The organism is Candidatus Bathyarchaeota archaeon, assembly GCA_026014735.1.
Taxonomy (GTDB): domain Archaea; phylum Thermoproteota; class Bathyarchaeia; order Bathyarchaeales; family Bathycorpusculaceae; genus Bathycorpusculum.
On record JAOZHT010000005.1, the window covers coordinates 14,781 to 40,461 of the forward strand.

General features: G+C 51.7%; 27 protein-coding genes and 1 tRNA gene. 18 read left to right on the forward strand and 10 right to left on the reverse strand.

The annotated features are described in order from the left end of the window. The first annotated feature begins 5 nt into the window (after nucleotides 1-5). The 5 genes from NWE93_14575 to NWE93_14595 all read left to right on the forward strand — a co-directional run bounded on the left by NWE93_14575 (nucleotide 6) and on the right by NWE93_14595 (nucleotide 4,979). Nucleotides 6-1,067: a glycosyltransferase family 2 protein gene (locus tag NWE93_14575; protein MCW4001454.1), complete on the forward strand. Its 1,062-nt coding sequence runs from the start codon at nucleotides 6-8 to the stop codon at nucleotides 1,065-1,067. Continuing rightward, nucleotides 1,067-1,957 (forward strand): glycosyltransferase, encoded by an 891-nt coding sequence (locus tag NWE93_14580; GenBank protein ID MCW4001455.1) that lies wholly within the window; start codon nucleotides 1,067-1,069, stop codon nucleotides 1,955-1,957. The genes NWE93_14575 and NWE93_14580 overlap by 1 nt, the downstream gene beginning before the upstream one ends. Nucleotides 1,958-2,016: 59 nt before the next feature. After that, nucleotides 2,017-4,425 (forward strand): hypothetical protein, encoded by a 2,409-nt coding sequence (locus tag NWE93_14585; protein ID MCW4001456.1) that lies wholly within the window; start codon nucleotides 2,017-2,019, stop codon nucleotides 4,423-4,425. A gap of 81 nt (nucleotides 4,426-4,506) precedes the next feature. Continuing rightward, the gene (locus tag NWE93_14590) at nucleotides 4,507-4,791 is read left to right on the forward strand and encodes a hypothetical protein (GenBank protein MCW4001457.1); all 285 of its coding nucleotides are present in this window, start codon (nucleotides 4,507-4,509) and stop codon (nucleotides 4,789-4,791) included. A 41-nt stretch (nucleotides 4,792-4,832) separates the two neighbouring features. After that, nucleotides 4,833-4,979, forward strand: coding sequence for a hypothetical protein (locus NWE93_14595; GenBank protein ID MCW4001458.1), 147 nt, complete (start codon nucleotides 4,833-4,835; stop codon nucleotides 4,977-4,979). Here the strand turns inward: NWE93_14595 and NWE93_14600 are convergent. Further along, nucleotides 4,957-7,239: a PQQ-binding-like beta-propeller repeat protein gene (locus tag NWE93_14600; GenBank protein ID MCW4001459.1), complete on the reverse strand. Its 2,283-nt coding sequence runs from the start codon at nucleotides 7,237-7,239 to the stop codon at nucleotides 4,957-4,959. The genes NWE93_14595 and NWE93_14600 overlap by 23 nt on opposite strands. A gap of 138 nt (nucleotides 7,240-7,377) precedes the next feature. Continuing rightward, on the reverse strand, nucleotides 7,378-9,747 hold the full coding sequence (locus tag NWE93_14605) for a PQQ-binding-like beta-propeller repeat protein (GenBank protein ID MCW4001460.1): 2,370 nt from the start codon (nucleotides 9,745-9,747) through the stop codon (nucleotides 7,378-7,380). Between the two features lie 9 nt (nucleotides 9,748-9,756). Between NWE93_14605 and NWE93_14610 the strand changes: the two genes are divergently transcribed. Continuing rightward, a complete protein-coding gene (locus NWE93_14610; protein MCW4001461.1) occupies nucleotides 9,757-10,617 on the forward strand; it encodes a hypothetical protein in 861 nt (286 codons plus the stop codon). Nucleotides 10,618-10,913: 296 nt separating this feature from the next. Here NWE93_14610 and larE read toward each other — a convergent pair whose 3' ends face one another. Next, entirely contained in the window at nucleotides 10,914-11,735 is an 822-nt protein-coding gene (gene larE, locus NWE93_14615; GenBank protein ID MCW4001462.1) for an ATP-dependent sacrificial sulfur transferase LarE, read from the reverse strand. 2 nt (nucleotides 11,736-11,737) lie between these two features. Further along, the gene (gene larC, locus NWE93_14620) at nucleotides 11,738-12,994 is read right to left on the reverse strand and encodes a nickel pincer cofactor biosynthesis protein LarC (GenBank protein MCW4001463.1); all 1,257 of its coding nucleotides are present in this window, start codon (nucleotides 12,992-12,994) and stop codon (nucleotides 11,738-11,740) included. Between the two features lie 85 nt (nucleotides 12,995-13,079). Between larC and larB the strand changes: the two genes are divergently transcribed. Beyond that, on the forward strand, nucleotides 13,080-13,853 hold the full coding sequence (gene larB, locus NWE93_14625; GenBank protein ID MCW4001464.1) for a nickel pincer cofactor biosynthesis protein LarB: 774 nt from the start codon (nucleotides 13,080-13,082) through the stop codon (nucleotides 13,851-13,853). A 2-nt stretch (nucleotides 13,854-13,855) separates the two neighbouring features. Here larB and NWE93_14630 read toward each other — a convergent pair whose 3' ends face one another. Continuing rightward, nucleotides 13,856-14,080, reverse strand: coding sequence for a hypothetical protein (locus NWE93_14630; protein MCW4001465.1), 225 nt, complete (start codon nucleotides 14,078-14,080; stop codon nucleotides 13,856-13,858). 183 nt (nucleotides 14,081-14,263) lie between these two features. Between NWE93_14630 and NWE93_14635 the strand changes: the two genes are divergently transcribed. The 6 genes from NWE93_14635 (at nucleotide 14,264) to NWE93_14660 (ending at nucleotide 17,791) form a co-directional block, all read left to right on the forward strand. Next, entirely contained in the window at nucleotides 14,264-14,953 is a 690-nt protein-coding gene (locus tag NWE93_14635; GenBank protein ID MCW4001466.1) for an energy-coupling factor ABC transporter permease, read from the forward strand. Between the two features lie 6 nt (nucleotides 14,954-14,959). Further along, nucleotides 14,960-15,244 carry a cobalamin biosynthesis protein CbiN gene (locus NWE93_14640; GenBank protein MCW4001467.1) on the forward strand — a complete coding sequence of 95 codons (285 nt, stop codon included), beginning with the start codon at nucleotides 14,960-14,962 and terminating at the stop codon, nucleotides 15,242-15,244. A gap of 11 nt (nucleotides 15,245-15,255) precedes the next feature. Beyond that, nucleotides 15,256-16,068 (forward strand): cobalt ECF transporter T component CbiQ, encoded by an 813-nt coding sequence (gene cbiQ / locus NWE93_14645; protein ID MCW4001468.1) that lies wholly within the window; start codon nucleotides 15,256-15,258, stop codon nucleotides 16,066-16,068. A gap of 11 nt (nucleotides 16,069-16,079) precedes the next feature. After that, complete coding sequence (locus NWE93_14650) at nucleotides 16,080-16,913, forward strand: energy-coupling factor ABC transporter ATP-binding protein (GenBank protein ID MCW4001469.1); 834 nt, start codon at nucleotides 16,080-16,082, stop codon at nucleotides 16,911-16,913. A 78-nt stretch (nucleotides 16,914-16,991) separates the two neighbouring features. Next, nucleotides 16,992-17,303 carry a hypothetical protein gene (locus NWE93_14655; GenBank protein MCW4001470.1) on the forward strand — a complete coding sequence of 104 codons (312 nt, stop codon included), beginning with the start codon at nucleotides 16,992-16,994 and terminating at the stop codon, nucleotides 17,301-17,303. Between the two features lie 23 nt (nucleotides 17,304-17,326). Continuing rightward, on the forward strand, nucleotides 17,327-17,791 hold the full coding sequence (locus tag NWE93_14660; GenBank protein ID MCW4001471.1) for a hypothetical protein: 465 nt from the start codon (nucleotides 17,327-17,329) through the stop codon (nucleotides 17,789-17,791). 600 nt (nucleotides 17,792-18,391) lie between these two features. Here NWE93_14660 and NWE93_14665 read toward each other — a convergent pair. Continuing rightward, the gene (locus tag NWE93_14665; GenBank protein ID MCW4001472.1) at nucleotides 18,392-18,754 is read right to left on the reverse strand and encodes a PadR family transcriptional regulator; all 363 of its coding nucleotides are present in this window, start codon (nucleotides 18,752-18,754) and stop codon (nucleotides 18,392-18,394) included. Nucleotides 18,755-19,126: 372 nt separating this feature from the next. Here NWE93_14665 and NWE93_14670 point away from each other — a divergent pair, with 372 nt between their 5' ends. Beyond that, nucleotides 19,127-19,513: a DUF1801 domain-containing protein gene (locus NWE93_14670; protein MCW4001473.1), complete on the forward strand. Its 387-nt coding sequence runs from the start codon at nucleotides 19,127-19,129 to the stop codon at nucleotides 19,511-19,513. Between the two features lie 51 nt (nucleotides 19,514-19,564). Here NWE93_14670 and NWE93_14675 read toward each other — a convergent pair whose 3' ends face one another. The 4 genes from NWE93_14675 to NWE93_14690 form a co-directional block, all read right to left on the reverse strand. Then, a complete protein-coding gene (locus NWE93_14675) occupies nucleotides 19,565-20,533 on the reverse strand; it encodes a PLP-dependent cysteine synthase family protein (protein ID MCW4001474.1) in 969 nt (322 codons plus the stop codon). Between the two features lie 181 nt (nucleotides 20,534-20,714). Continuing rightward, entirely contained in the window at nucleotides 20,715-21,413 is a 699-nt protein-coding gene (locus NWE93_14680) for a hypothetical protein (protein ID MCW4001475.1), read from the reverse strand. A 135-nt stretch (nucleotides 21,414-21,548) separates the two neighbouring features. Beyond that, the gene (locus NWE93_14685; GenBank protein ID MCW4001476.1) at nucleotides 21,549-22,118 is read right to left on the reverse strand and encodes a DUF3795 domain-containing protein; all 570 of its coding nucleotides are present in this window, start codon (nucleotides 22,116-22,118) and stop codon (nucleotides 21,549-21,551) included. 244 nt (nucleotides 22,119-22,362) lie between these two features. Beyond that, a complete protein-coding gene (locus NWE93_14690) occupies nucleotides 22,363-22,659 on the reverse strand; it encodes a hypothetical protein (protein MCW4001477.1) in 297 nt (98 codons plus the stop codon). A 331-nt stretch (nucleotides 22,660-22,990) separates the two neighbouring features. Here NWE93_14690 and NWE93_14695 point away from each other — a divergent pair, with 331 nt between their 5' ends. From NWE93_14695 to NWE93_14710, 4 genes are all read left to right on the forward strand, one after another. Next, the gene (locus NWE93_14695) at nucleotides 22,991-24,766 is read left to right on the forward strand and encodes a PQQ-binding-like beta-propeller repeat protein (GenBank protein ID MCW4001478.1); all 1,776 of its coding nucleotides are present in this window, start codon (nucleotides 22,991-22,993) and stop codon (nucleotides 24,764-24,766) included. 184 nt (nucleotides 24,767-24,950) lie between these two features. Next, nucleotides 24,951-25,028, forward strand: a tRNA-Arg gene (locus tag NWE93_14700). 61 nt (nucleotides 25,029-25,089) lie between these two features. After that, on the forward strand, nucleotides 25,090-25,305 hold the full coding sequence (locus NWE93_14705) for a type II toxin-antitoxin system HicB family antitoxin (protein MCW4001479.1): 216 nt from the start codon (nucleotides 25,090-25,092) through the stop codon (nucleotides 25,303-25,305). Then, entirely contained in the window at nucleotides 25,302-25,526 is a 225-nt protein-coding gene (locus NWE93_14710; GenBank protein MCW4001480.1) for a type II toxin-antitoxin system HicA family toxin, read from the forward strand. Before NWE93_14705 ends, NWE93_14710 begins: the two co-directional genes overlap by 4 nt. The last annotated feature ends 155 nt before the right edge of the window (nucleotides 25,527-25,681 follow it).

Below are 25,681 nucleotides of genomic sequence, written 5' to 3' on the forward strand. Positions count from 1 at the left end.
ACTGGATGAGCGAGAAACCTGGTTTAGAAAGGGGAATATCGGTCCTGATCCCCACGTATAACCCCGATATAGAGGATATACGCCAGATTCTAGGTGCTCTTGCCAACCAGGAATACCGCCGCTTCGAGGTTATAATCGCCAACGACGGCGTCGACTTTTACGATGAAATCTCCGGTATGGTGCCCTTCGGCGAGGTGCCCTTTCTGTTCAGAAATAACCCCTCTCAGCTGGGACTCTACAACTCCATCAAAGAGAACCTCAAGTACTGCCTATACGACGACATCTTGGTGTTGGAGCAGGATATTGTTCCGCTGAGCAGAAAATATTTGATGCGGCTTATGGAGCTTTTAGATGCTTCTCCCTCCAACATCGTTACCTCCAAGCTGGTTATCGACGCCGAAACCGACTACAAAAAATATGTGTTCTATAAGCGTCGCATCGCTAACCTTGAAGTCTTTGACCCCGCAGTCAGCCCTGACTCAGAGCCAAATCATGCAGTAGAAGCCGAGATTGCCTTCACAAAAGCCGACTTACTCAGCAAACAAGTCCTCAGCGAATTGTTTTCCCAAGGCTCCGCCAACTCCTTCACCGCTCAAGACATAATCTTAACCTCCATCGCGCAGACAAACGGTAAACTCGTAACCAGCGACGCAACAGCCTGCGAGGTGGGACTAAGTGACCCTGACACGCTGTCTTTTTTCCTCAAAAAGGAATTCCTCTATGGCAAATCCGTGCTGGATGCCTGGCGATACTCCAACAAGAACTGGCTAAAATCCACCGCGTACTTCAAAGAAAAACTTTACCGGGTGCTCTTTCTGTTCTTTGAGGCAGTGGCGTTGGCGGCGTTGCTGCTTAATTTCTTGGTCGGGGGCGCATTGATGGCTCCGATACTGGCTGCGATGCTGGTTTTTGGTTTGCTCTACACACAGGTGGTTCTGTTTAGGATTGGGTTTTGGCGGTTTTGGCGGCACAGCAGGAAGTTAGCTGCGGCATTGGATTCAGGCGCCTATGTGGCGCTGCTGGATTTAGCTTACGCTTTAGGCATACTGAGGAGGCTGCTACTTTAGTGTCTGATGCTTCAGGTAAAAGCGCCATCATCACGGTGACCTACAATAAGGTGCCTGACTTCTCATGCTTTGAAGCTGCATCGCCGATGGTGGATTATGTAGTTATCTGCGACAACAGCACCGACAAGCAAGTAACCTCTCGCCTAGACGAGTACTGCCGCTGCCACCCCCAGTTTGTGTTGATAAAAAACCATGAAAACCTCGGTATCTCCAAAGCCTACAACAAAGCCGTCTCCTATGCGGCGGCGCTGGGCGCTTATTGGCTCTACTTCTTCGACGACGACGCCCACTTCGACGCAGAGTGGCTGATTAAAGCCCAAGCCGCCTGGCGATGGCTTGAGGCATCAGGGGTGCCTGTGGGGCTTTTAGTTCCCATAATCTCCAACGACGAAAAATACGTTAACTCAAACTTGGGCATAAAAACCCCCTACTCCGTCATCTCCTGGGGCATCACTTCGGGGTTCTTCACCACGACCTCGGTGTTTAATCGCTGCGGCGGCTATGACCCCGCATACTTTGTAGATTGGGCGGACCTAGAGTTTAACCGAAGAATCAGAAACGGCGGCTACCTTGTCGTGCGCCTCAACGAGGTGCTTATCCATCAGGATTTTGGGCGCAGCCTCAGCGGAGGCTTCCTCAGCCGCATCATAAACGCAGCAGTAAAATCCTATTCCCTGATAAGCCTAAAACTCAATAAATCCAACACGTTCACCACGGCGTATTCGCTGTATTCCCCTTCCCGCTACCGCAGCTTAAGCGACAACGGGGTTTGGTCGCTTCGGCAGGCCGGCATGGGTGATTCGCGTTTTCGGTTGCTTATGATTCTGTTTCAACACGTTTTTCTCTCGCGGGTTCTGCGCAGAGAAATCCTTTATCCAACTCGGAGTTGAAGTGAATAAAACAGAGATTCCTTGTCCTGTTGCTTGTCGCGGTAGCTGTAAACATAGCGTTGGCTCTTCTTCCCACCTACGACTCGATGAATATCCGCTGCTGGGTATCGGTTGGCAGCTCCATAAACGGTGCTGTACCCACGATGGCGCATAGCCCCTGGCCCGGCGGCTTCTTCTCGTTTATGTTCTTTGTTCCTCTCCACTTCGCCTACCTCTCCTCTGGGTTTAACCTCTACTTCTCGGTGGTGACACTCAAGGTGATTCTGTTCTTCTTCACCTTGCTCACTGCGCTTCTGCTCTACCGTATAGCACAGAAGATTAAGCCGGCCTACGCGGAGGCAGTGCTGCTTTTTACGCTGCTTAACCCCGCGGTGCTCTACGTCAACTACTTCTGGGCGCAAGTCGACATTCTGCCCGTTTTCTTTTTTGTTTTAGGCTACACGTTGCTGCGTAACGTGGACTTCGGCGGCAACAACCAAAAGCGCTACTTCATCGCGCTATTACCCATTGTTATCAGCGCCTTCATCTACCGCTACACCCTTATCCTCATACCCACCTTGCTCTTCTTCGACGCCGCCTCGCTGCGCAGCAAACTCTCCGGTTTTGCCATAGCCGTCGGCATGGTCGCTGTTTTCTTCGGGTTCGAGTTCATGTTTTTCCGCGGGGGATTCTACGATTTTCTGGGTGCCTTGTCGGGTTCAGTTATCGATAATTCCGCGTGGGAGGGTTTCCAGTACTGGATGCAGCTGCCCCAGTTGCCTTACCTTGCCTTGCTGGTTACGTTGGCGGTTGCTGCTCCCCTGCTTTTCAAGCATATGCGTCTGGACGAATCGGCGGTGCTGTTTTTTGTTCTGCTACTCTTCATCTACACGGCGATGGTGCAGTTGCCCGATTATTACCTGTGGCTTTACCCGCTGGGCGTGTTGTTGGCGTTGACGGCTACTTCTAGGCGCCAGTTTAACAGGTGGCTGCTGCTCACAAACCTGCCTATCTTTGTGGGCTTATTCTTCATCAGCTTCATCATCGGAACCGGCGAGCAAGCCGGCATCTTCTACTTCACCTATCCGATGCTGCAGCAAAACATTGTGTTCTTCTCAACCTGGGAAACCTACTCCGCTTGGCTCTGGGTCTTCAACGTGTTTTTGCTTGCCTCAGTGGCGGCTGCCGCAGCCTACTGCTTAGCCAAATCACCCCGCACAGGCGCCCCCCCATCTGATCCGCCGCGTCTATGGCGCTGGCCCAAGCGGCTTAATGCAAAAATGTCGGCGCTGCTTACCGCGGCGGTTCTGCTGCTGCTTGGTCTGGGTTTTGTCTTTGACGCCTCCTATGCTGAGCCGATTGTTGCCTCGGACAGCGCGGTTTTTCCCCTCGGCATCTTTCCCCCCTCAGACACGTATGATTCCTCGCCGATGTTTAGCACCTACTATCTTGCTTGGGCAGGCAAAGTGGGCTTCAACGACTGGTCCCGTCCCATTGCCTTTAACCATAGCTTAAGCCAGCAGAACCTGAATTTAGATTTGAGTTTTGATTTGCAGACCAACTACTACGGCAGTTATCCGCTGCTAAAAGCTGATAATTTGACGGTGGGGGTGTCGGTTGCGCCGCGGCTCCAACTCTCCGATTTGACGGCGGCTACCGTAGTCTCCAGCAGCAGCGCCCCCTCCAGCCATGAACTTTCATTGCTTGATTCGCCGGTTCCCATCTACCCCGTCGGCGCCGGCACATACATCAATTACAACCTCAACGGCTCCTCAACTGGGGAAACCTACGTTTTAGCCTTCAAACTCCAAAACGCCAGCTCCACCGAGCGCATCATGCTCTATTTTAGAAACCCTCAGTGCCTACTGCAGCTTAGCCTCAGCGGCAGCCACGCCACCCTATCCAGCTACGACTTCGCCGCCCAAAGCGTCACCTCAGCCTCCACCACCTACAGTCGCCTCGAAGGCTACAACCTGCTCAAATTCACCCCCGCCTTCAACGGCTTATACTGCTGGATAAACAATCAGTCGCTTAGCCTGCCCGGCGGCTTTTTCCGCTCCGAAACCACAAGCTTGACGGTGACATCAGCTGAGGGTCAGGAAGATTTTTGGCTGGGCGGCAACGTCACACAGCTCTACAGTGGCCCCTCTAAGCCAGATGAGTCCTCTCGGGTTTTCTTTGTTGAGGACGACTCGGGCAGCGGGTTCTCGGCCGCTCTGGGCAGCGGCAGCATAAACTTCTCCTTCATCGGGACCGCCCAAAACTGCACGGTAACTTACCAGAAACACACCTACACCTCGGCGGGGGCGGATTGGGTGGCTTTCGGCAAATTATCCTCGGGAGTCTATGGCTTCTCGCTGCAGCTTAACCAGCTTGCGCTGTCTGCACGTGGGGAAGGCTACTATCTGCTGCCCGTTTACTTCGCTGCCCTGGTGCCCTTTGCGGTTGCGCTGCTATCTTTGCCGTTGATACGCAAAAAACCTGTTTGACCATGGATTAGCCTATTGTCGCGGGTTGTTTCCAACAAGCGAAAATAAAGCCGTCTATGCCTAATCTATGTGGCGTTTGCGTTGAATAGAACCGAAGCGGTGAATCTTATCCGGGAAATCAATGATGAATGTCAGGACATCCGCGGCACATCCATCATGCTTATGGAGCCCACCAAGAAGAATCCGCTGTCAAAGGGCTACCAAGTGCATCTGGTAATGAAGGCTACGCCCCAGCGCCTAAAGTGCCTGCAGATCGTTGCGGAGCAGTACGGCTGCAAAGTCCACGTCAGCGAAGACAAATGGACGGTAATCGTTTACCGCCCCATGAAGACGCCTCAGGCGATAAATGCCGCCAGCCCCGCATAGCCGCCGAAAACAGCGCATAGCCCCAGGGGTTTGGAGTCTAGATGTTTCTCTGTTTTTGCTGCCTTGAACAATTCGCCTCCGCCGAGGGATTAATGGTTCATTTAGAGCTTCTGCATCCTGCCTTCATGGCTTGCCTTGTCAACATGCAAATCGGCGGCGCCGCAGTTAGCCACCGCCACCTAAACTAGCCTGCTTTGGCAGTTTGCATCTGACTATGTGGTTTGCTGTGTGGAGGGCTTGGTGGAGGAGGCTGGCGATGGCGAAGGCGAAGGCGGGCATGGCGGGTAGAATATACCAGTAAAGTTTAGTCTGCGCGGCAGTGAAGAAGCCTAGCACAGCAAGTATCCACCATGCAACCAGCATATCCGGTTTTGAACGCTTAGTTGCCGCCCTAAATAGGCATAGAGCCGTGGCGGGGACCAGCAGCGTCATCCAGAGCAAGCTTTCGTTTTGGGCTAAGTAGTTAAAGTAGAACAGCAGGTTCCCCGTGTGTCCCTCCACCGTCGAAATCGTCCGCTGCAAAATGGCGTAGCCGAAGTAGCAGTCCCAGAAATCCTTGAAGTTCAAACCCATGTAGATAACGTAGGGCAAGAAGATTGCGAGGGCAACGGCGGCGAAAAGCAGAAAACGCCGTGTAATAAGGAATCGGAGGCTGCGTTTAGAGACGACGAGGTAGGGAACCAATATTAGGGGTATAAGCAGAGCTTCCAGCTGCTTTGTCATCAGCGCTAACCCAAAAAACAGCCCTGCAAACACTGCATATCGGGTGCCGCTTGGGTTTTCAGTGCTAAGCAGCATACAGTACATGCTTGCCAGCATGAAGAACAGCAGGTAAATATCCGTCATGGCATGCGACGCAAACGCTCCAAACGTCGCAAACGAGCCCAAAACCAGAACGGACAGCAATCCCACGTGGGCGCCTAACAGTTTTTTACCGATAAAGTACACCGCAACCAGCGATAAAGCGCCAAAAACGGGGCTCCAAAACCGCGCCGCAAAGCATGTGGGTCCCAGTGCCTGATAGGACAGCGAGGTAAACCACATCATCAGAGGCGGCTTGCCTGCCCAGATGGCTTGTTCACCGTATGCCCACGGGTAAAGGTAGTCACCGCGTTTTAGCATGCTGTAGGCAATTTGGGCGTAGGCTTTTTCGTCGGCGTTCCAAAGCTGACCCGCCCCCAAATTCAGGTACCACAAGATCATGAAGGCTACAATCAGCAGAGCGCAAAAGATGCCCGTTTGGGATAGAAGCCAGTTTAGGTTAAGGGGCTGTTTCGCCGGGAGCTGATTTGGCCCTCGCTTTTTCCGTGCTGCTTGAAGGTGACGTGCGACAATGATAACTGAAGCTGCGAAGATGAGGATGGCAAGTGCGTCAAAGACGATTGTGCCTAGCGGCGCAGATTCGGTGGCGGCGGCAGGCGGTGGCTCGGTGGCGTTTAGGCTCAAGGCGTAGAGGTGGTAGTCAGAGGAGCCCACATAGAGCATGTCGTCTGCGATGGCCGGTGAAGATTCGATTATGCACCCGGTTGTATAGCGCCAATTCTCTGCGCCCGTGGCGGCGTCGAGGCAGTAGAGGCTGTAGTCTTGCGAACCCACATACACGTTCCCGTTTGCCACTGCAGGCGAAGACCACACCCAATAGCCTGTGGTGAACTGCCATAGCTTTTCGCCGCTGGAAGCGTTAAAACAGTAGACGTTGCAGTCCTGCGAGCCCACATAAACCCGTCCATACGCCACCGCAGGTGAAGAGCCGACGGTGTCCTGCGTCTGATAAACCCAGATTCCCTCGCCACTCGAAGCGTTGATACAGTGCACTAAACCGTTGTATGAGCCGATGTAGAGTAAACCGCCGCTTATACAGGGCGAGCTGAGCTCCGTTATAGCTGGGTGACGCCAGATTTCCGTTCCGCTGGTGCCGTTTAGGGCGTAGATGAATTCGCTTGTGCTGGCAAAGTAAACCACGCCGTTGTGTACTGCCGGCGAAGATTCCACGGCATGCTCGGTGGGGAAAGTCCAGAGTTGGGCGCCGTCGGAGGCGTTAAAGCAGAGCAGGTCATGGTTGCGGCTGCCCACAAAGACGCGGTCATCATCAACTGCGGGGCTGGAGCGCACTAGCCCGCCGACCCAAGAGATCCATTGCGGATAGCCCGAGGTGAAGTTTAGGCAGTAGAGCCAGCCATCGTCGCTGCCCACAAACACGCAGCCATAGGCGACTGCGGGGGAAGAATCCACTTCGCCGCATGTCTTAAAACTCCATTTTTCTTCGCCGCTGCTACTGTTGAGGCAGTAGACGGCGCCGTTTTTGCTTCCGAACACCACCCAGCCGTCCGTAACCGCCGGAGAGGACATAACCGATGCATAGGTTGGCGCTGCCCAACAAAGCCGCATCGAGTCGCCTCCGTTTTCCTCCGATACAACTCCGCTATGGGCGGCGTCATGGCGGAACATCTCCAGCTATCCGCCGTAGCGGGGGCAGCTGCACATGATTGGACCAAGATACCGACTGTAAACGCCATCAGCAGCCACTTAAATGCACGCATGAGGCTCCATTGAGCGGCGTCTGATATTAAATTTGGCGCCTATAGCCTAACGCATCGGTAACCTGCGTCCCCGATACCAGCCCACGGTTTTCTTTAGCAGAGTCCAAACGGCGTTTCCTGTTTGGGCTAAGAGGCTGCCTAATGCAAGGGCAAACGCTGGCATGGCGGGTAATATGTACCAGTACAGTTTGGTTTGAGCTAACGTGAAAATCCCCAGCACAACCACAATCCATACAATAATCAACAGGTCCGACTTGGAGCGTCTGAGTGCCTTGTAAACACACAGCGCCGCCGCGGGGACAAGCAGAAGCATCCAGAGCTGAGTCTCCTTTGAGGACAGATAGTTAAAGTAAAACAGCCAATCCCCCACATGTCCCTCGATGGGTGTAACAGAGCGGGTATAGACGCAGTAGCCAAAATAGTAGCTCCAGAACTCCCTAAACGAGAAGCCCATATATGCCAGGTAGGGACCGAAAACCGCCAGCGCCGACGCCGAGAAAACCGCAAGCTCCTTAGTCAAGATGGCCCTGACGCTTTTGCCTTTAATGACAAAGTAGGCTATGACTAGGATTGGGATAAGCAGGGCTTCCACCTGCTTAGTTAGAAACGCCAGCCCAAAGAAGAGTCCGCCCAGCACGGCGTAGCGGCTGCTGCTTTGCTGCTTTTGCTGCGCCTCTATCATGAAGTAGAGGCTTGAGAGCATAAAGAACAGCAGGGGAACATCAGTCATGGCGTGACTTGAAAAAGCCCAAAACGTCGCCATCGTCCCCAGAACCAGAACCGACAGCAACCCCGCGTTGGCGCCGTAGAGTTTTTTGCCTAAAAAGAACACTGCAGCCAACGATAAGCCGCCAAAAAGTGGCAGCCAGAACCTTGCGGCGAAAATGCTAAAGCCAAACATCTGGTAGCCCAGCGCCATCATCCACATCAGCAGAGGCGGCTTCCCCGTCCACAACCCGCTTTCCCCATACGTGTAGGGCACCAGGTAATCGCCCCGCTTGACCATGCTGTAGGCGATCTGGGAATAGGTTTTCTCGTCCGCTGACCAGAGGGGGCCCAGGTTGAGGTTTTGGTAGAATAAAATGATGAAGGCTAAGATGAGCAGGCCGCAGAGCAGTTGTTGGTTGGTTAAGAGGCGCTTGAGGCTTCTCTGTGTTTTGGGCGTTTGGGTTCTCTGGTTCTGCCGGAATGCTTGGATATAGCGTGCACCCGTAACAGCGATTATGGCGGCAACCAAGCAGGCTAAGGCGTCAAAAACGATTGTTCCCCATGGCAGGTTCTGGGCGGTTTGGGGCAGCGAATATGCGGTTTCATTTAGGCTGAAGGCGTAGAGGTTGCGGTCATGGGAGCCCACGTAGAGCATGTTGTCTGCCACGGCGGGGGATGACTCCACGATGCCTCCGGTCTGGTAACTCCACACTTCTTCGCCCGAGGCGGCGTCGAGGCACCAGATGCGGTAGTCCTGCGAGCCCACATATACTCTGCCGTCAGCCACGGCGGGGGAGGACCAAACCCAAAACCCCGTCTTAAACCGCCAAATTATCTCACCTGAAGAAGCGTTGAAGCAGTAGACGTTGCAGTCGTCTGAACCCACATAAACCCGCCCGTCCGCAGCCGCCGGCGAGGAACCAACCGTGTCCCCCGTCAGCGTCCTCCAGTTTTCCTCTCCCGTAGAGGCGTTTAGGCAGTAGAGGTAGCCGTTGAATCCGCCGATGTAGAGGCAGCCGCCGCTTATGCAGGGGGAACTGTCGCCCGCTGAGGCTTTGTTGCGCCAGATTTCTTCGCCGCTGCTGCAGTTGAGGGCATAGACAAATCCGTCGTGGCTGGCAACATAGACTGTTCCGTTATCGATGGCGGGTGAGGCGTTGATGCGAGCGCGCGTCGGAAAGCTCCAGAGCAACGCCCCGTCGGCGGCGTTGTAGCAGAAAAAATCGTAATCCATCGAGCCCACATAGACTCGTCCATCGGCGACTGCGGGGCTTGAATGGACATATCCTCCGACCTTGGAAATCCATACCGGGTAGCCAGAGCTGAAGTTTAAGCAGTAAAGCCAGCCGTCCTCGCAGCCGACAAAAACGCAGCCGTAGGCGATGGCGGGCGAAGAATCCACTTCCCAACCCATCCTAAAACTCCAAATCATCCTGCTGCTGGATGCGTTAAAGCAGTAGGTAACGTTATCTCTGCAGCCCACCACCACGCAGCCTTCGGAAACCGCGGGGGAAGACAACACCGACGCCGACATGTTCGCCGCCCACCGTAGCCCCGCTGCGTTGCCCACCGTGCCCTCCGCATCTCCGCTGCGGTTTAGGTCATGGCGAAACATCAGCCAATCCTCAGCTGATGCGGCGGCAACTGTGGAGGATAGGACTAGAATTCCGATTAGAAGAAGCAGAAGCATGCATTTTTGCGCAGGCATAGTTCTCCATTGTTTAGGGTAGATATTAAATTTGGCATCGCTGGTTTAGGCGGGGCTTTTTTGGGAAATTATATATCTGCCTGCGATAGAGAGGTTGTTATGCGCGGCTTAGTCGTGTTGCTGCTTGCCGTTTGCTTGGCGCTACCAAGTTTTGCCATGGCTGGATCAGCAACCGCTATTCCACGGCCGTCCGTTCCAGAATTCACCATAAAACAAGTAGATAATTCGTATGATGTACCCACGACTTACTCAATAGACCCTTACACAGGAGTTACTGTAACTCATCCTGGTCACCATGTTACAAACAGAACCGTTGAATTGGTGATAAAGAATCAACCCTTTGTCTCTACAAATAGCGACGGCTGGAATACTTCTTTCTTCTATAATGTTCGTATGAAGGGGCATTATGGTGATGACTGGGTAACCCTTTACAATCCGACAGTTACTCCCTATTACGCTCAAGAAAACTCTGAATATACAGTGATATCTTTTGGGGAGTTTTCTTCGAACTCTAAAATTGATTTTCAAGTCCAAGCGCTTGTAGGTTATGTCCACAGGATATCGAACGGCAGCGCAACAAACATACTCGACAAGTTTCCGTGGGTTTTTGATGGTGAAACAAGCGGCTGGAGTGCCACCCACACCTTAACAATAATTGAGGCATCGTCTACGCCCGCTCCTTCGTCTGCAACTCTGAATCCATCTGATTCGCCGCTATCTCCTACGCAGACGCCTCTGGAGCCTAACGTTGGCACGTCGGTGTTGTCTGGTCTGGATTGGGTAGGTATGGCTATCCTTGTGCTGCTTTGTGTGGTTGTGGTGTTGTTGGTGTTGTTGGTTGTGTTTTTGGGGAAGCGCCGCGTGGGCTAGGGCGGGTTGCTGCTGTGCCCCTATTGCCGGGGCTTTCTTGGGCAGCATGGAAGTGGGAGGGCTGTCTTGGGAATTTGTGCGTTTGTCTTGGCAGTGGAATAAATTTTGGTTCTGCTTGTGGGGGCTCCACAACCAGCTTGCAATGCGCCAAAACGCCTGACGCAGAAACCCTTTGTTTTTCTCAGTCCGAGGGTAGTTGTTGTGTAAAGAGGGGTCCCCCACAACCACAACTAAACAATAACAGTCACGCAGGATTATCTACCCGAAAACAAGGGGCGAAATAGAAACAGCCGCGGCTAGAGCGCCCTTAGCATGTTGCCTCTTTGGTAGCCCTCCAGATCCAACGCCACATACCGGTACCCCAGCTTCTTGAGGGCAGCGGCAACCCTGTCGAGCACATCTTGGTCAAAGAACAGTTTCCGCTCAAGCGCAGCCACCTCGATTCGGGCCAAGCCTTCGTGGTCGCGGACCCTCAGCTCCTGTACATTTACGATTTGCCGAATTGCCTCCTCAGCCTTCTCGATGCGCGCCAGCTTCTCGGCGGTTATGCGTTCGTTGTAGGGAATCCGCGAGGCAAGGCACGGCGAAGCGGGTCGATCATGCACGCTGAGGCCCATCTGTTTGGCGAGTGCTCGGATTTCGTTTTTGCTGAATTTACAGAACACCCAGGGCGTATAGACTCCCTTGGCTTCCTGGATGGCTTTAAAGCCGGGTCGGTGCTCGCCAAGGTCACTGTAGTTGGTGCCGTCGAAAACCGCGCCAAAGCCGTGGTCGCGGGCAAACACTGAGAGTTTTTCGAGGAGTTCTCTTTTGCAGAAGTAGCAGCGGTTCTCGGGGTTTTTGGCGAAGTCCTCGTTTTGCAGTTCATGGGTTAAGGTGACATAGAGTTTTATGCCTATCGAGAGCGCGGTTCGTTTGGCGCTACGCATCTCCTCCTCGGTGTAGGTGGGGGAATGCGCGATGACGGCGACGGCTTTTTTGCCCAGCACCTGATGCGTAACCGCCGCCAACGTGGTGCTGTCTACGCCGCCTGAAAAAGCGATTACTACGCCGTCTTTGCCCTTGTCTGCTATGTAGGCTTTAAGTTCGTCGAGTTTACGTTTTAAGTTTTCACCCATGCCTAATCCTCCCCTTTAAGGTACAGTTCCTGTGCTTTAGAAGTGGCAAGATCTAAGAGTTCACGCAGCGGCCGATTAGTTTTCTCTGCAAGCCGCTTAAGGTCCTCAAACTCAGGTTTAACCCGAACCACCTTGCCCCTGGCGTCTCTTGAGATTTTAACCTGCACGGATTCGCGGTTACCCAGCAACGTCAAATCCACCGAAGCCACCTCGCGATTGATGATGTGGCGCTGGCAAAAGTACACCCTCACGCCCAAAGTGCCTGTTTCCGCAATGAGCACCTCTGAGAGATGCGCCGCGTCTTTTTGGTCAGCGATGACTTTGACGACGTGGGCGGGGCGGCTCTTCTTGGTGACGGCGGGGATTACGGTGACGTCTTTTGCGCCCTCCGAAAGCAGCTTATCTATGGTGTAGCCTAACACCTCGCCTGACACGTCGTCGATGTTGGTTTCCAAAACCGCAACTTGCTCGCCTAAAGCCTCCGACTCAACTGACCTGCCCAGAGTCAACCGCAGCACCGCAGGCAACTCCTTGAACTCCCGTGTCCCCGCGCCATAACCCACCTTCAACGGCGCCATCGAAGGATAAAAGCTCCCTGCCTCCGCAGCCAAATTAACCAGCAACGCCGCACCCGTGGGGGTGGCGAGTTCCTGCTCTATGGGGCCCCCGTGGAACGGGAAACTTTTGGATTTCAAAATAGCCAGTGTAGCCGGTGCAGGAACCGAGACGATGCCGTGGGAAAACTTGATTACGCCGCCGCCCACCGCCAGCGGAGTCGAATAAACCTCCGCGTTCTCCTCGAAGAGATGCAAATCATCCAGAGCTACCGCGCAACCGATGATTTCCGCCGCCGTATCCACCAGCGCCACCTCATGGAGATGCGCCTCATCAAAGCTGGTTTGGTGCAGGTCGGCTTCTGCCTCAATCAGGGAACGGATAACTTTGGAGGCGAACAGCCGGGCTTTCTCTGTCATGTAGATGCCTGCGGCGGCTTTCTCCACGACTTCGATTAGTTGGCTGCCGTGGCGTTTTTGGGTGGCGGTTGAGGTTACGTCGATTTGGGTTGCGCGGAATTCGCCCCGCATCACCTCCTCGATGGCTACATCGATGTGCCCGTAGCCGAACTCGGGTGCTTGGAGGGTTTTTATTGCGGAGATCACCCGCTCCACGTTGGCGCCTAAATCCAGCAGCGCCCCCAAAAGCATGTCTCCGGCGATTCCTGAGGCATTGCAGTCCACGATCAGAATCTTTTTAGTCATTTTCCCTCACAAAAGCATGTTTAACCAAGCAGGCATAATAGATATATTGCAAGTGCTTTTTTAAGTATGTCTGTTTATGCAGACGCTGCGTGAAATCCTAGAAAAGGTTTCTTGTGGGGAAATTTCGGTAGCGGAAGCAGAAAAAAAACTCAAGCTCCTAGCCGTGGATGAACTGGGCTGCATCGCAAGGCTCGATGGTAACCGCGAATTGCGCAAGGGCGTCCCCGAAGTGATCATGGCAGAAGGCAAAACCGCCTCCGATGTCGCTGAGATCTGCAGAAGAATGCTTCTTGCCGGCGGCAGGGTAATTGTGAGCCGAGCAGGCAGCGAGCACATCCAAGCCATACGTGCCCTTGCCTCCGAAGACGCAGTTGTGGAAGTCAACGAAAAAGCGCGGATGGCGGTTCTTAGAACTAAAGCCTTCGTTGCCTCCACAAACGGGGGACGCGTCGCAATTTTGACTGCTGGCACCAGCGACATCCCCATCGCGCAGGAAGCCCAAATCGTCGCGCAGGAAATGGGCTGCAGCGTCTTTTGCTTCTTTGACGTGGGCGTGGCGGGCATCCACAGGTTGCTTGAACCCATAAAACAAATCATCGACCACGACTGCGATGTGGTTGTGGTGGTGGCGGGCCGTGAGGGCGCGTTGGCGTCGGTGGTTTCTGGTTTGGTTGATGTACCCGTGATTGCGGTGCCTACCTCCAACAGCTACGGCTTTGGCGCGGGCGGGGTGGGTACGCTTATGGCTATGCTGCAGTCTTGCTCGCTGGGGCTGGCGGTGGTTAACATCGATGGCGGCGTGGCGGCAGGTGCGGTGGCTGCGCTGATTGCGAATCGCGCTGCAAAATATCGTATGTAACCTTAGATGGCGGTTTCTTGGAGGATGTTGATGCGGGCTTTGAGGAGGTTGAGGATTTTTTTGGTGTCTTCGATGTAGCTTAGGGTTAGGTTTAGGGTTGTTTGGTTGATTTTGCATGTGGTATAGTGGTATTTGGTGTTGGCGGTTATGAGTTCTAGTTCGTCGTCTATTGAGTCGAAGATGCGTTGGTGTTCGCGTTGTTTGATGGTTTGTGGTTTAGCGTTCATGCTCAGTAGCACCATTGTTAGTAAGCGTAATACTGGTTTATTAGTTTTGCTGGTGGGCTGTTTGTGGGGAAAATTTGGGTTTTTTAGGTTTGGTATGGTGGTTTGGTAGCAACAAATCGCAAGGCTTTAATACTGGGTAACACCGCAGTAAATATTCGTATTACTTGGAGTTGGGAGAAACATATGCACATACCTGATGGATTCCTAAGTCTATACGTAATTATCCCCGCGTTTACAATAACCATACTCTTCTGGTTACTATCGCTCAAAAAAATCAAACTCACCGAACATCAAGTCCCCATGATGGGACTTCTAACAGCGCTATTCTTCGCAGCCATGATGATGAACTACCCAATCATGGGCGGAACCACCGCGCACCTGCTAGGCGGCGCAGCAATCGGCCTAATCCTTGGACCCTTCGCAGGCTGCATCTCCATGACGATAATTCTGGTGCTGCAGGCGCTTCTCTTTGGAGACGGCGGATTAACCGCGCTTGGCGCCAACGTCTTAAACATGGGTGTAATCGGCGTCTTCGTACCCGTGTTGGTGTTCCTCTTGGCTAACAAAGCCTTCAAAATCAAAACTACCACTTCGCTGTTCGTGACGGTTTTCGTCGCTGCGTTCCTTGGAGATGTGCTTGCGGCTATTTCTGCTGGCACCGAGTTAGGTTTGTCCCAGCCGGTTTTCCAGTATGGCTTAAGCATCACCGTTCCCGCCATGGCAATTAACCATTCAGTAATCGGCGTTGCAGAAGGCATAGTCACCGTCATCCTCGTCGCTACCCTGCTAAAGCTGCGTCCCGACGTATTGGAGAATAGCCCCGTCTTGGGAAAACTCGCCATGTTCAAAAGCAAAAAAGAGGTTCCGGAGTGATAAAACATGATGTCAAGTAAAAACAAAAAAACCCTGCTCGTCGGCTTAACCGTTGCCATAATCTTTGTTATTCTGGGAGTCTTCTGCTTCTCCTATGCGATGGAGACGCTTGATGTGAAAGCAGAAGAACTCGGCGCAGAAGAACAGCCCGTCTATGAACCGCCGCTACCTGACTACACCATACCCGGTCTGGAAAATGAATGGGGCGCTTTGCTGCTCGGGATTACAAGTACGCTGTTGCTGTTCGGGGTGGGCTTAGGCGCCGCTGTGCTCCTGAAAAAGAAAAAATAGAGAAGGCCAGCATGAAGGTTCCGCAGTCCCTCCGTGACTTAATCGAAGCAGCCGAATCGTTAGTGTATCTTGAAGACTTAAGCAACAAAAAAGGGCTCCTGCAAACCATAAATCCCCTCGCAAAGCTGGTTGCCACAGTCGCGATGATTGTGGCTTCCCTCTGCATTTTTAATCTCTCCATTCTGCTTCTGATATGTGTGGTCCCGTTGTTTTTGGCGGTGGCTTCACGGATTCCGCTAAAACAGATGCTTTCCCGAACTGCTATGGTAACGCTGTTTTCCGCCTTCATCGCGGTGCCCTGGATATTTGGGGGTGAAGGCACAGCGGTGTGGTCAGCAACCGTCGGCGGCTGGCATCTTGCCGTAACCTCCGGGGGGTTGATGAGCTTCGCGGTTTTCGTGGTTCGCGTTTGGTTCTGTGTTGCCTCCCTGATTACCATGGTGCTCTCGATGGGCTTTGACCGCACTCTCAAGCTTCTTTCCTCGCTAAGAGTGCCTGCTGTGGTCATTCAGCTTTTCAGTTTAACCTACCGCTACTTCTTCGTGTCCCTCCACGAGGCGCAGAGCGTGCTCATAGGCAAGGAAGCCCGCACCTACGTACATAAGAAAACCTTTAACCTTCAATCCCTCCGCGACCTCGGCTCCGTGCTCTCCTCGCTTTTCATCCGCACCTATGAGCGATCCGAGCGCGTGTATTTGGCGATGAAAGCCCGGGGCTTTGAAGTCAGCAGCGACACGCGGCTTGCCATACCTAAGATGCATGTTTGGGATGTCGCGTTTGCGGCATCATTAATAGTGGCGTTTGCGTATCTTGCGTTGCTATAGAAGGCTGCAGCATGGCTCAACCCATCGTTTCCGTCGTTGATGTTAAATTTACTTATCCCGCAGGCGTCTCCGCACTCAAGGGCGTCTCGCTGCAGGTTGAGCCGGGCCAGCGACTGGCACTATTGGGCCCCAACGGCTCAGGCAAATCCACCCTGATTCTACTCATCGCGGGGTTACTGACACCTACCGCGGGAGAAATCACGGTTTTCGGCGAAAAAACAACCAGCAAAAACTTTCAAAAGCTGCGCAGCCGCATCGGTATAGTTTTTCAGGACCCTGACGACCAACTCTTCACCCCCAGCGTAATCGAGGACATCGAGTACGGTCCCAAAAACCTCAAGCTGCCCGACGGAGACATCAAAGCCCGAAGTACTCATGTGCTCGAGCAGATGGGGATCATGCATCTTAAGGATCGTCCGCCGCACCGCTTGAGTTTTGGCGAGAAAAAGAAAGTTTCTCTGGCAACGGCGCTGGTGCTAAAACCCGAGCTGCTAATCCTCGACGAACCCACCGCCAACCTTGATTTGGTCAGTCGCCGCGGCTTAATCGATACCCTAAACGAGCTCAGCCGCTCCGGCACAACCATCATCGTCTCCACCCATGACGCCGAAGCCATCCCTGAACTTGCCGACCGCATCGTCGTCATTAGCCACGGCGGCAAACTCTGCGAAGGCAAAACCGCCGAGGTGCTGCAGGATAAGAAGATGCTGGAGGCGTCAGGTTTGGAGCCGCCTACGATTGTGGACCTGTTTGGGGAACTCAAGGCACGGGGTCTAGTGGACGAGGTGCCCCTGACGCTTGCCGAGGGTAAAGCGGCGCTGGCTAAGCTTTTGAAAAAGCAGTAGTCTCTCCGACAAGTTTTTTGACCCATTGTTATTCCGTAAATTTAATATCTGCAAAAATCGCCGATAGTTTGATGTCAATTGAATAAAGCCCTGGCTCTTCCACTATGCATATGCGCCATCGTTTTGTTGGCTACAGCGGCGTGGCTTTTAAGCGTTAATGAACAGTCCCTTCCCCCGGAACCCACACCCACGCCAACTCCAGAGCCCCTTCCCATTCCACCCGTGCCGGAATTTACCCTGAAAACTGCCAACCATGCCTACGATGAGCCCGGATACGCTGGCATGCCAGCTATGCACTACGAATGGAAAACAATCGAGATAACCATAACAAATCCCCAAATCGACAGCGCCTACTCGAGTTACTGGGATACACTTTTCAATACAAAATGATAAGCGAAAAAGAGTGGCACAAAATGTACCATCCAGTCTACTTTAATGCCTCTGAGGGCAACCAAACCGTTGTTTCTTTCCGTTTAAGACCCCAAAGTTACCTTCCAGGCTGTGTGACGGGAAAGGAAATGTGGCTGTCGATTGGTAACGAAGAGTTTATTGAGGTAAAAGCAATGATAGGCACAGAAAATGGTGACGTACCCGGTTTCATTGGCACTGAAAGCGCATGGAGCGACCCGCAAAGCATAACTGTACCCGCCCCCGCTTCCAGCGCAACCGTGCTGGACTACCCTGTTGCGCCCACGCCGTCCCCATCACCAACACCCACAACCCCTCCTACCCCCACACCTCAGCCTCCAACCCCGACACCCCCTCCTTCATTTCAGGATTGGACAGTAAGCGGCATTGTTGTGGTTTTGGTTGTGGCTGCCTTGGGGCTGATTGCTGCTGCGGCGCTGATTCTAATAAGGAGCCAAAGACATGCCTAAAGATCACCAGCCGGCTGATTGACTCGGTGCCGTTTATGGTAGCGGAGGGCAAAGAGGCTCTAAAAAAATCCTGAGAACTAAACATCATTAACTTTCTGATGGGCGAATTTTGCTGATCGCTGTGTCTTTAAAGCCTGGCAGATAACGGCTTGTTTTCTTTAGAGAGGGATCTTTGAGAGCAGCAGTGGCCGGTCTGCCGGTGAGGGTTTGTGTTTCAGATGCCTAGTGGAGAGGTTGTTTTATGTGCGGTTGCCCTTTTTTTCTTGCTGCAGCTGGGCAGGTGTGTTGCTGGATTGGCGGGGTGTCCGCGTTTGTTGAGGGTATAAATAGAGGGGGGTATAGGTTGGTGGAGCAACAGAGTCCTGTGCTGTGTCTCTGCAATAGAGGGATAGAAAGGGAAGAGCTGCAAAAGGCCTGGTTTTGGCAGGTTGGGTTAGCAGGTGCCTTCGCGCTTTTTCGCAAACAAACTCTGGGCTGGATCTGGTTGGCTGCCGCTGCGCTCTTTGGCTACACACATACAAAAGCTGCGCCTAGACGATAACTTTGCTGCGGCTTAGGAATCTATCGTTCAAGGGATTTAGGGATGAACCCTTTTTTGGGTTACGCTAAAATGAGTGCCTGTGGGGTTTTGACGGTGAGTTCTGGGCTGATTCTCTGGCAGATCATAAGCAGCGAGTTCTGGGTTGCGTTGAGGAGCTCTTTTCCCTGCTCGGTTAGCTGATAGACTTTGCGTGGCCTCTCAGAAGTCATGTTCCATGCGCTCTTCACATAGCCCTTCTTTTCTAGTTGACCAAGCAGCGGGTAAACGGTGCTGGGGCCAAAGTAGATGCCGTAGCCTTTGCGGATGCTTGTGATTAATTGGTAGCCGTGCATGCCCTCTTTTTCTAGGTACTGCAGGATAATCATGTCTAGCAGGCCTTTTGTGAGTTTTGTCTGCGCTTCTTTTTGGTTTTTTGCGTTCATTTCCGATTTCACCAGTTAGTCTTGTGTCTTCTTTATCGCTATTTTAGTAGATAAAGCCTCTTACATAACCAAAGCATACCCAAAACAGGTCCTGTACAACACAAATACAGCCACGCAACATGCCTGATGGATTAAAAAACAGTATTTCCACTCAGGAAATAATCCTAAACAACCTGTAGAACAATACTACACCAAACCCCAAATACCCCGCTTTTTCCGGCCAGCTGCCCGCATAAACGCGGCGAAACGCATTTCAGGCGCCTAAAAGGGCATAGAGAGGGTTAAGTGCGCCTTAGGAGGCATGGCAGCAGCAAACCGGGGCAAGCGCTTATGCGTCAACAGCAATATAAAATCCAGACCCCAGTATTTACTATGTTACGACCAAAAGAGAAGCATCAAACCCTCGAGGAAGTCCTAGGCAGCCTACAACCCCGCCAGCGAAAAACCGTGCAGAACCTACGCAAACTCATCCAAGACACCGTTCCCGAAACCGTCGAGCTGATTAAGCAAGGCAGAATCGTCTACAAGCTAGCGGAGAAGGATTTCGTTTGGATTGACGCCTTTGTGGATCATGTGGATTTGGAGTTTGCGATGGGGGCAAGCCTAAGTTCGAATCTGCTTAGAAACCGTGGCGTCGCCGAGAAGAGCGAGATGGTGCGGCATGCCTCCGTCGCGGATTTCAGTGGGGAAAAGGCGGAGTTGACGCGGCTTTTGCGGGATGCGGCGGCGCTGGGTTTTGAGCATTGCCAAACCCGGTAAGAAAAACACAGGATGAAGAAGCCATGGATGATTAGCCGCTGTTGGGGCGCCTTAGGCTTTCTGCATGGGATCGCCATCTCGGTAGCTGCATTTGATGCCGTGCTTCTTGACGCACTCAAGGCACAGCGCCGGATCACACAGCGTCGTGCTCAGGTAACGTTCGCCGCCATCAGGCGCGATACACACGATTACGCCCTGCTTAAGCGTCTTGGCTTTCTCGTGGGCAACATAGAATGCTGCGCCAGAGCTTGGACCCACAAACAACCCTTCCTGCAGCGCCAGCAGCCTTGCGTTTTCGTCAGCTACCTTCGGATGCACCCTGGCAACCTCATCTACCAGCGCTGGATTCCAGATCTTTGGCACATGCTGGGTGCTTAGGTCCTTGAGTCCCTGAATCTGTGTGCCGGTCTGCGGCTGCACCCCAATGGCTTGCACGGCAGGGTTTTGTTCTTTGAGGCGTTTAGCGATGCCCATAAGCGTGCCTGTGGTGCCTAAACCTGCGACGACATGGGTGACTTTGCCCTCTGTGTCGTGCCAAATCTCCTGTGCCGTGGTTTCGTAGTGGGCTTGCACGTTGGCTTGGTTAGCGAACTGGTTAGTTAAAAAGTACCGCTGGGGGTTCTGGGCGGCGATTTGGCGGGCAAGGTCCTCTGCGCCATCCATCCCCAGTTTGGCGTCGCTGAGCAGCACCTTGGCGCCGAGCGCGATGAGGATTTGGCGGCGCTCCATACTCATGCTTTCCGGCATCACGATGACTGCATCATAGCCCTTGGCGCGGCACACCAAAGCGATGCCGATTCCCGTGTTGCCTGAGGTGGCTTCAATCACGGTTTTACCCGCCGAAAGCTGCCCCGAAACCTCAGCTTGCTCAATCATGTATTTGGCTATGCGGTCCTTGCTGCTGCCGCCAGGATTGGCCTTCTCCAGTTTCAGGTAAATCTCCACATCCGGATTGGGATTTAAACGCTGTATCTTCACCAGCGGAGTGTTGCCGATTAAATCAAGGATGCTTCTACTCAACGCTATGCCGCCTAAGCAACTGTAGCAATGCAGCGCTGAGCTTATAAAATTCTCGATGTCTGATGCGCGCTTCTCTCTCTACCCCCCCTCTATTTATAGTCTAGGCAACTGCAGAGACCTAGCTGCTGGCTAGATGCGTCTGTTGGGGTTTAGCGGTGTTTTGTTTTTGGATGTGCTGTATTCAGGTTTTTCTGTGGACACTTGCCGCAGAGGGGTTTGCTTTTTCTTTTTTGCGTGCAAGAATTACCGCTAAAGCCATAGCCGCCGCTGTCACCACGCCAGCAACTGCAGCTATCAGCCAGACCTGGGTTTGGGTTTGCTCTTGGCTAGGCAGGCTCCACAGGTTGGTGGCAACAAGGTTTGCTTGCACCGTGTAGCTTGTTGTGTTTTCCAAGGAGTACACGTAGACGCCTGTGGCTTTATCCCATTCCCGGTAGAGCCTTCCGGGGTCACTTGCATAAGTCACGGTGCGGCTTACGCCCAGCAGGGTCCGTTGTGTTTCGCCCTCGACGGTTACGTTGGCGGATTTTGAGGCATCAAAAAACACATCCCCCATGCCAAGACCAGCGGGAATAATCACCCACCCAAAAGTTAGCCCCTCAGCCAAGTTAAAGCTCCAAACCGAACTCGAAAACGTCCCATTCACCGACAACGCCGTCTTGTTCACCTCCAACACCGCACCCTCCACGCTTAAAATCTCCATTCGATACCACGTCAGGTTCCTTTCCACATCCAGAGGCGGCCCCCTCATGCTCAGGGAGTATTCAATCCAGTCGCCCTCTTTGACGCCAACCGCAACCTTGCCATGTGCGGGTTTGGGAGCGGCAACCGCGCAGACAAGGATAGCGGCTACTAAGAGTATGGCGGCGAGTCTCTTCATGGGTATCGCTTTGGAGGGGATTTTGCGGTTTTAAATTGGTTTTCGTCAAGGAACCTTGACTAACAAACCGATGGGGGTCAAACTTTTTTGACTATCTGCCCAGCGGCGTCTTAGGCAACCAACCTCGTTAATTACCTAAAGCGTAGTTGTGTTTTTTCTGAGCTTTAAGCAGTAACCTCTCTTATCGGCAACCCCTTGGATGATCGAATGCATAACCCTAGCTTTCTCTTTTATCTGCAACCCCTTCGAGTTACCCCTCGCCGCAGTGAGGATTTGCTCTAACTCCTCAACGGAAAACACCGTTGCCACAACACAAAAAAGGCTCTTGGAGCGCCCCTCATTAAACTCGCATAGCATCTCATTGAGTAGTCGCCATCTGACTTTCTGCTGCTCCTCAAAGCAGTCAATTCCATGCTGCAGGACAAATTTGATATCTGCTTCTAAGGTTTGATAGCACTTAAAAGAATCCGCCGCCCTGCTTGCATCGCGATGCGCTCTCCACTTCTCACATGAAGAGCTCTCTTTGCATTCCCAGCAGAAATCCAGCCCTTTTTTCTTAACTGCGCAAGTGATGAATGGGCAACCCACCTGCATCCTCTCGGGGGATTTGCAGCCTCCACAGCGGCTTTGAGCTTGCGAGTTATAGGAAGGGCAGAGCCTGCAGGATAACCCGCAGACGCCCACCTCAACATATTTCGGATTCAACTTCTTTCGCTAAACTATTTGGCAGAGTGGGCTTAAATTACTTAGCATAGCTTGCCCTTTAGAGCGCCGCCGAGATGCTCTTTGACATAGAAGAGTTTGTTTATTTATGGGGCTTCTACAAGTGGCCGATTGTTGGCGAGTTGCTCAGTACGGATAGAGCATCAGCCTCTAAGTTGCCCAATTTGACCCAGTACAAAGATTACTCTATACAGCATATACTGTAAGAGCTAGGCAGCTGCACCAGCTAACAATCCTGCTCAAGCTGTTGTTTACATATATCACAGATGGTTGCATTTGCATTTTGAATGGAGCCACAATTAGGGCAAATGTTTGGGGTAAATGGTTGCTTTTTGATTGGAATAAACACGGGGACGCTTTTTGCTAGAAACATGATGCCTACAACAACAGAGCAAACTCCTCCTGTTAGATATGCAGCTGTTTGATTGCCGCTAAAGTAGATAGATAGGGCAGCAACACCAAATATTTCAATACTGACTCCCGCTATCAAACCCAACAAGAAGACTTGCCTAAACTCATGCATATCTAAGTCCCCAATATCAAATCAAACTATACATTAAAAAAACTTGACCATACAGAACTTCTTCTAATGGTCATTATCTAGCTAAACCTTGAAGTAGTTATAGTCACTACAAGTCGTTATCTTGAATTGTATTCTCAATTGCTTGCTGACTTAAACCTTAGAGTTATTACTTCCGATAAACTTACTGAGATACTGGGCGGAAAATTGGGTTTCCCCCTTTCTCGATCTTCAGTGTATCATTGAATATATTCGTAGGTTTCTTTGAGTATTTTCGGTCAAAAAACCTACAAATAAGCTTTTTACTCTCCAAACAATTAAGTTTAAGACGCAGATGAGTGCAATGAAGAAAACGATGTTCAGAGTGATGTTTGCTTCAGCGTTCCTTCTTTTGGTGGCAATTGGAACCTTACCTGATGTAGATTTTGGGGTGGCGGACGCCGTGGCTGATGATGAGTGGAAAATGCTTCAGCATGACGTAACTCATTCGGGGTATTCCTCTTCAAATGCGCCATACACGAACGTTACTCTATGGAACTACACAACTCACAGTTCTTATTCAAGTCCAGTTTTAGCTAATGGCTGTGTCTTCATTGCCTCGATAAATGGATACATCTATTGCCTAAACGCATTAACGGGAACTCTGGTCTGGAGCGTTTATATGAATAAAACAAATATCATGCAAGCTGTAGTTCCCACTGTTGTGGACGGCAAGTTGTACATAGGGGCAGGCGAAAGTGTTTACTGCTTAAATGCCTCTCAAGGTTCCCAAATATGGAAATATACTACGGGTGCAGGCATAACTCAGTCATCTCCAGCGGTTATCAGCGGCAGAGTATACATAGGATCAATCGATAAGAACATGTATTGCTTGGATGCAGTCACAGGAAGTCTGATATGGAACTTTACAACAGGCAGCTTCGTTATAGCTTCCCCCATTGTAGCAAATGATATAGTTTACTTTGGATCCCATGACTATAACTTTTATGCGTTAAACGCAAGTAGCGGTGAAATGATATGGATTCGCAATGCCGGTTTCATCGTTGACAGCTCACCGACTTTTTCAGAAGGAAAAATTTACTTCGGAACAAAAGATGGCAGTTTCATCTGCTTAGATGCTTCTAAGGGCACCTTCGTATGGATCCATGTCGCCGGCAGCAGTATCACAGGGGCGCCGGCAGTGGTAGACGGTAAGGTTTACTTTGGCTCCTGGGACCACAAACTATACTGTTTGGATGCAAAAACTGGCGAGGCGATCTGGACCTATACCACGGGGGACACGATTGCGGGGGCTTCGCCTGCGGTTGCTAATGGTAAAGTCTACATTGGATCATACGACCACAAAATATACTGTTTGAATGCTAATGAAGGCTGGGTGATTTGGAGTTACGATACACAAACGTATGTTGGCACATCGCCTGCTATTGCCAACGGAATTGTCTACGCCAATTCGTTTGATGTGCTCTATGCTTTTGTTGGTTCCCCTGGTTCCCCTGAACCAACGCCTAAAACAAACCCAACAACCGCGGCTACGAATTCTCCGTCACAAGAAAATACTCCAAAACAAACACCGACTCCAAAGCCGCAGTCGCAGCCATCCACAATACAAGTGGCCACAAACACTGGAGCTTTGCTTAACTTCACAATTAAAGGAAACATAACAGGTTCACAGATTTCAAGTGCTGTTATAACCACAAATCAATCTGCCAAAACCACCCAGTTGTCGTTTAACTTGACTGGTCAGAGTGGAACCATAGGGTTTAGCAATATCACAATTCCAAAAAATGCTGCCTCTTACGGAAACTCACTTGCCGTTTTTATCGATGGGCAACCAGCTGAACAGCAGGGCTACGCGCAAGACGCTGTTAACTACTACGTTTGGTACACGACGCACTTCAGTAGCCACCAATTATCTATAATCTTCTCAACGGATTCTGCGAATACAACTGTGTCGCCTGAGGTACCGTGGGCGCAGGGATTCAGTTTAACGCAGATAATCGGTGGGGCAGCGGTTGGCATAGTTATTGTGGGCATCATTACTGCTTTGTTAGTGGTTGTAATCCGAAGGGGCGAAAAGACTCAAACAAAAAGAACCGATAAAGAAGAATAATCGCAAAATTGAGCTATAAACAGCTGTTACGAATACGGGACTATTCCAACAAAACCTAACGTTATTGCTCCCTTGAACGCTCTTTTCCTCAGCCAGGGGCGCCGGAGCGTTTATCGCAGAGGGCTTTTTGTTTGTCATAGAAGGGTTTGTATATTTAAGTGGCTTTATCAGTTGCATTCGGCGTGGGCGAGTAGCTCAGTACGGATAGAGCACCAGCCTCCTAAGTTGGGGGTCGAGGGTTCAAATCCCTCCCCGCCCGCCACCCTTTACGGTAACAAAACTTTAGTAATAGTTTCTCATGAGGTAATCCAGAGGTCATAACTGTGAAGTTTGGAGTAGTTGTGGAAAAAGACGAATACGGCTATTATGTTGCTTCTGTTCCCGAGTTACCGGGTTGCCATACACAAGCTAAAACGCTTGATGAAGTTATGAAGCGCATCAAGGAAGCAATCGAAGCCTGTTTAATGGCTGAAGGCGCCCAAAGACGTAGCCGCACCGAGTTGGTCGGTGTTCAATTCGTTGAGGTTTCAGCTGAATGAGTTTGAAGCCCCAACCAGCAACAAAAATCATCAAAGCGCTTTCTAAAATAGGTTTTAGAATCGTGAGGCAGCATGGCAGCCATGTTGTTCTCAAAAATGCAGACGGACAAGTTACCGTTGTTCCAGTGCATCCAGGCGAAGATATAGGCCCAGGGTTGCTAACAAAAATCATCAAAGATACGGGTCTTTCAAAAGAAGAATTCCTAGAATTACTCAAATAGCCAGTCGCCAGAGTTGGGGGTCGAGGGTTCAAATCCCTCCCCGCCCGCCACCCACAATCCCATACGCCTTTCCTTAATGTGTAAAGCGCACAGGATCTTTGTATAACTTTAGTCTATTTATTGGGGAAACCAACGTTGCATATGCTCTAACCGTA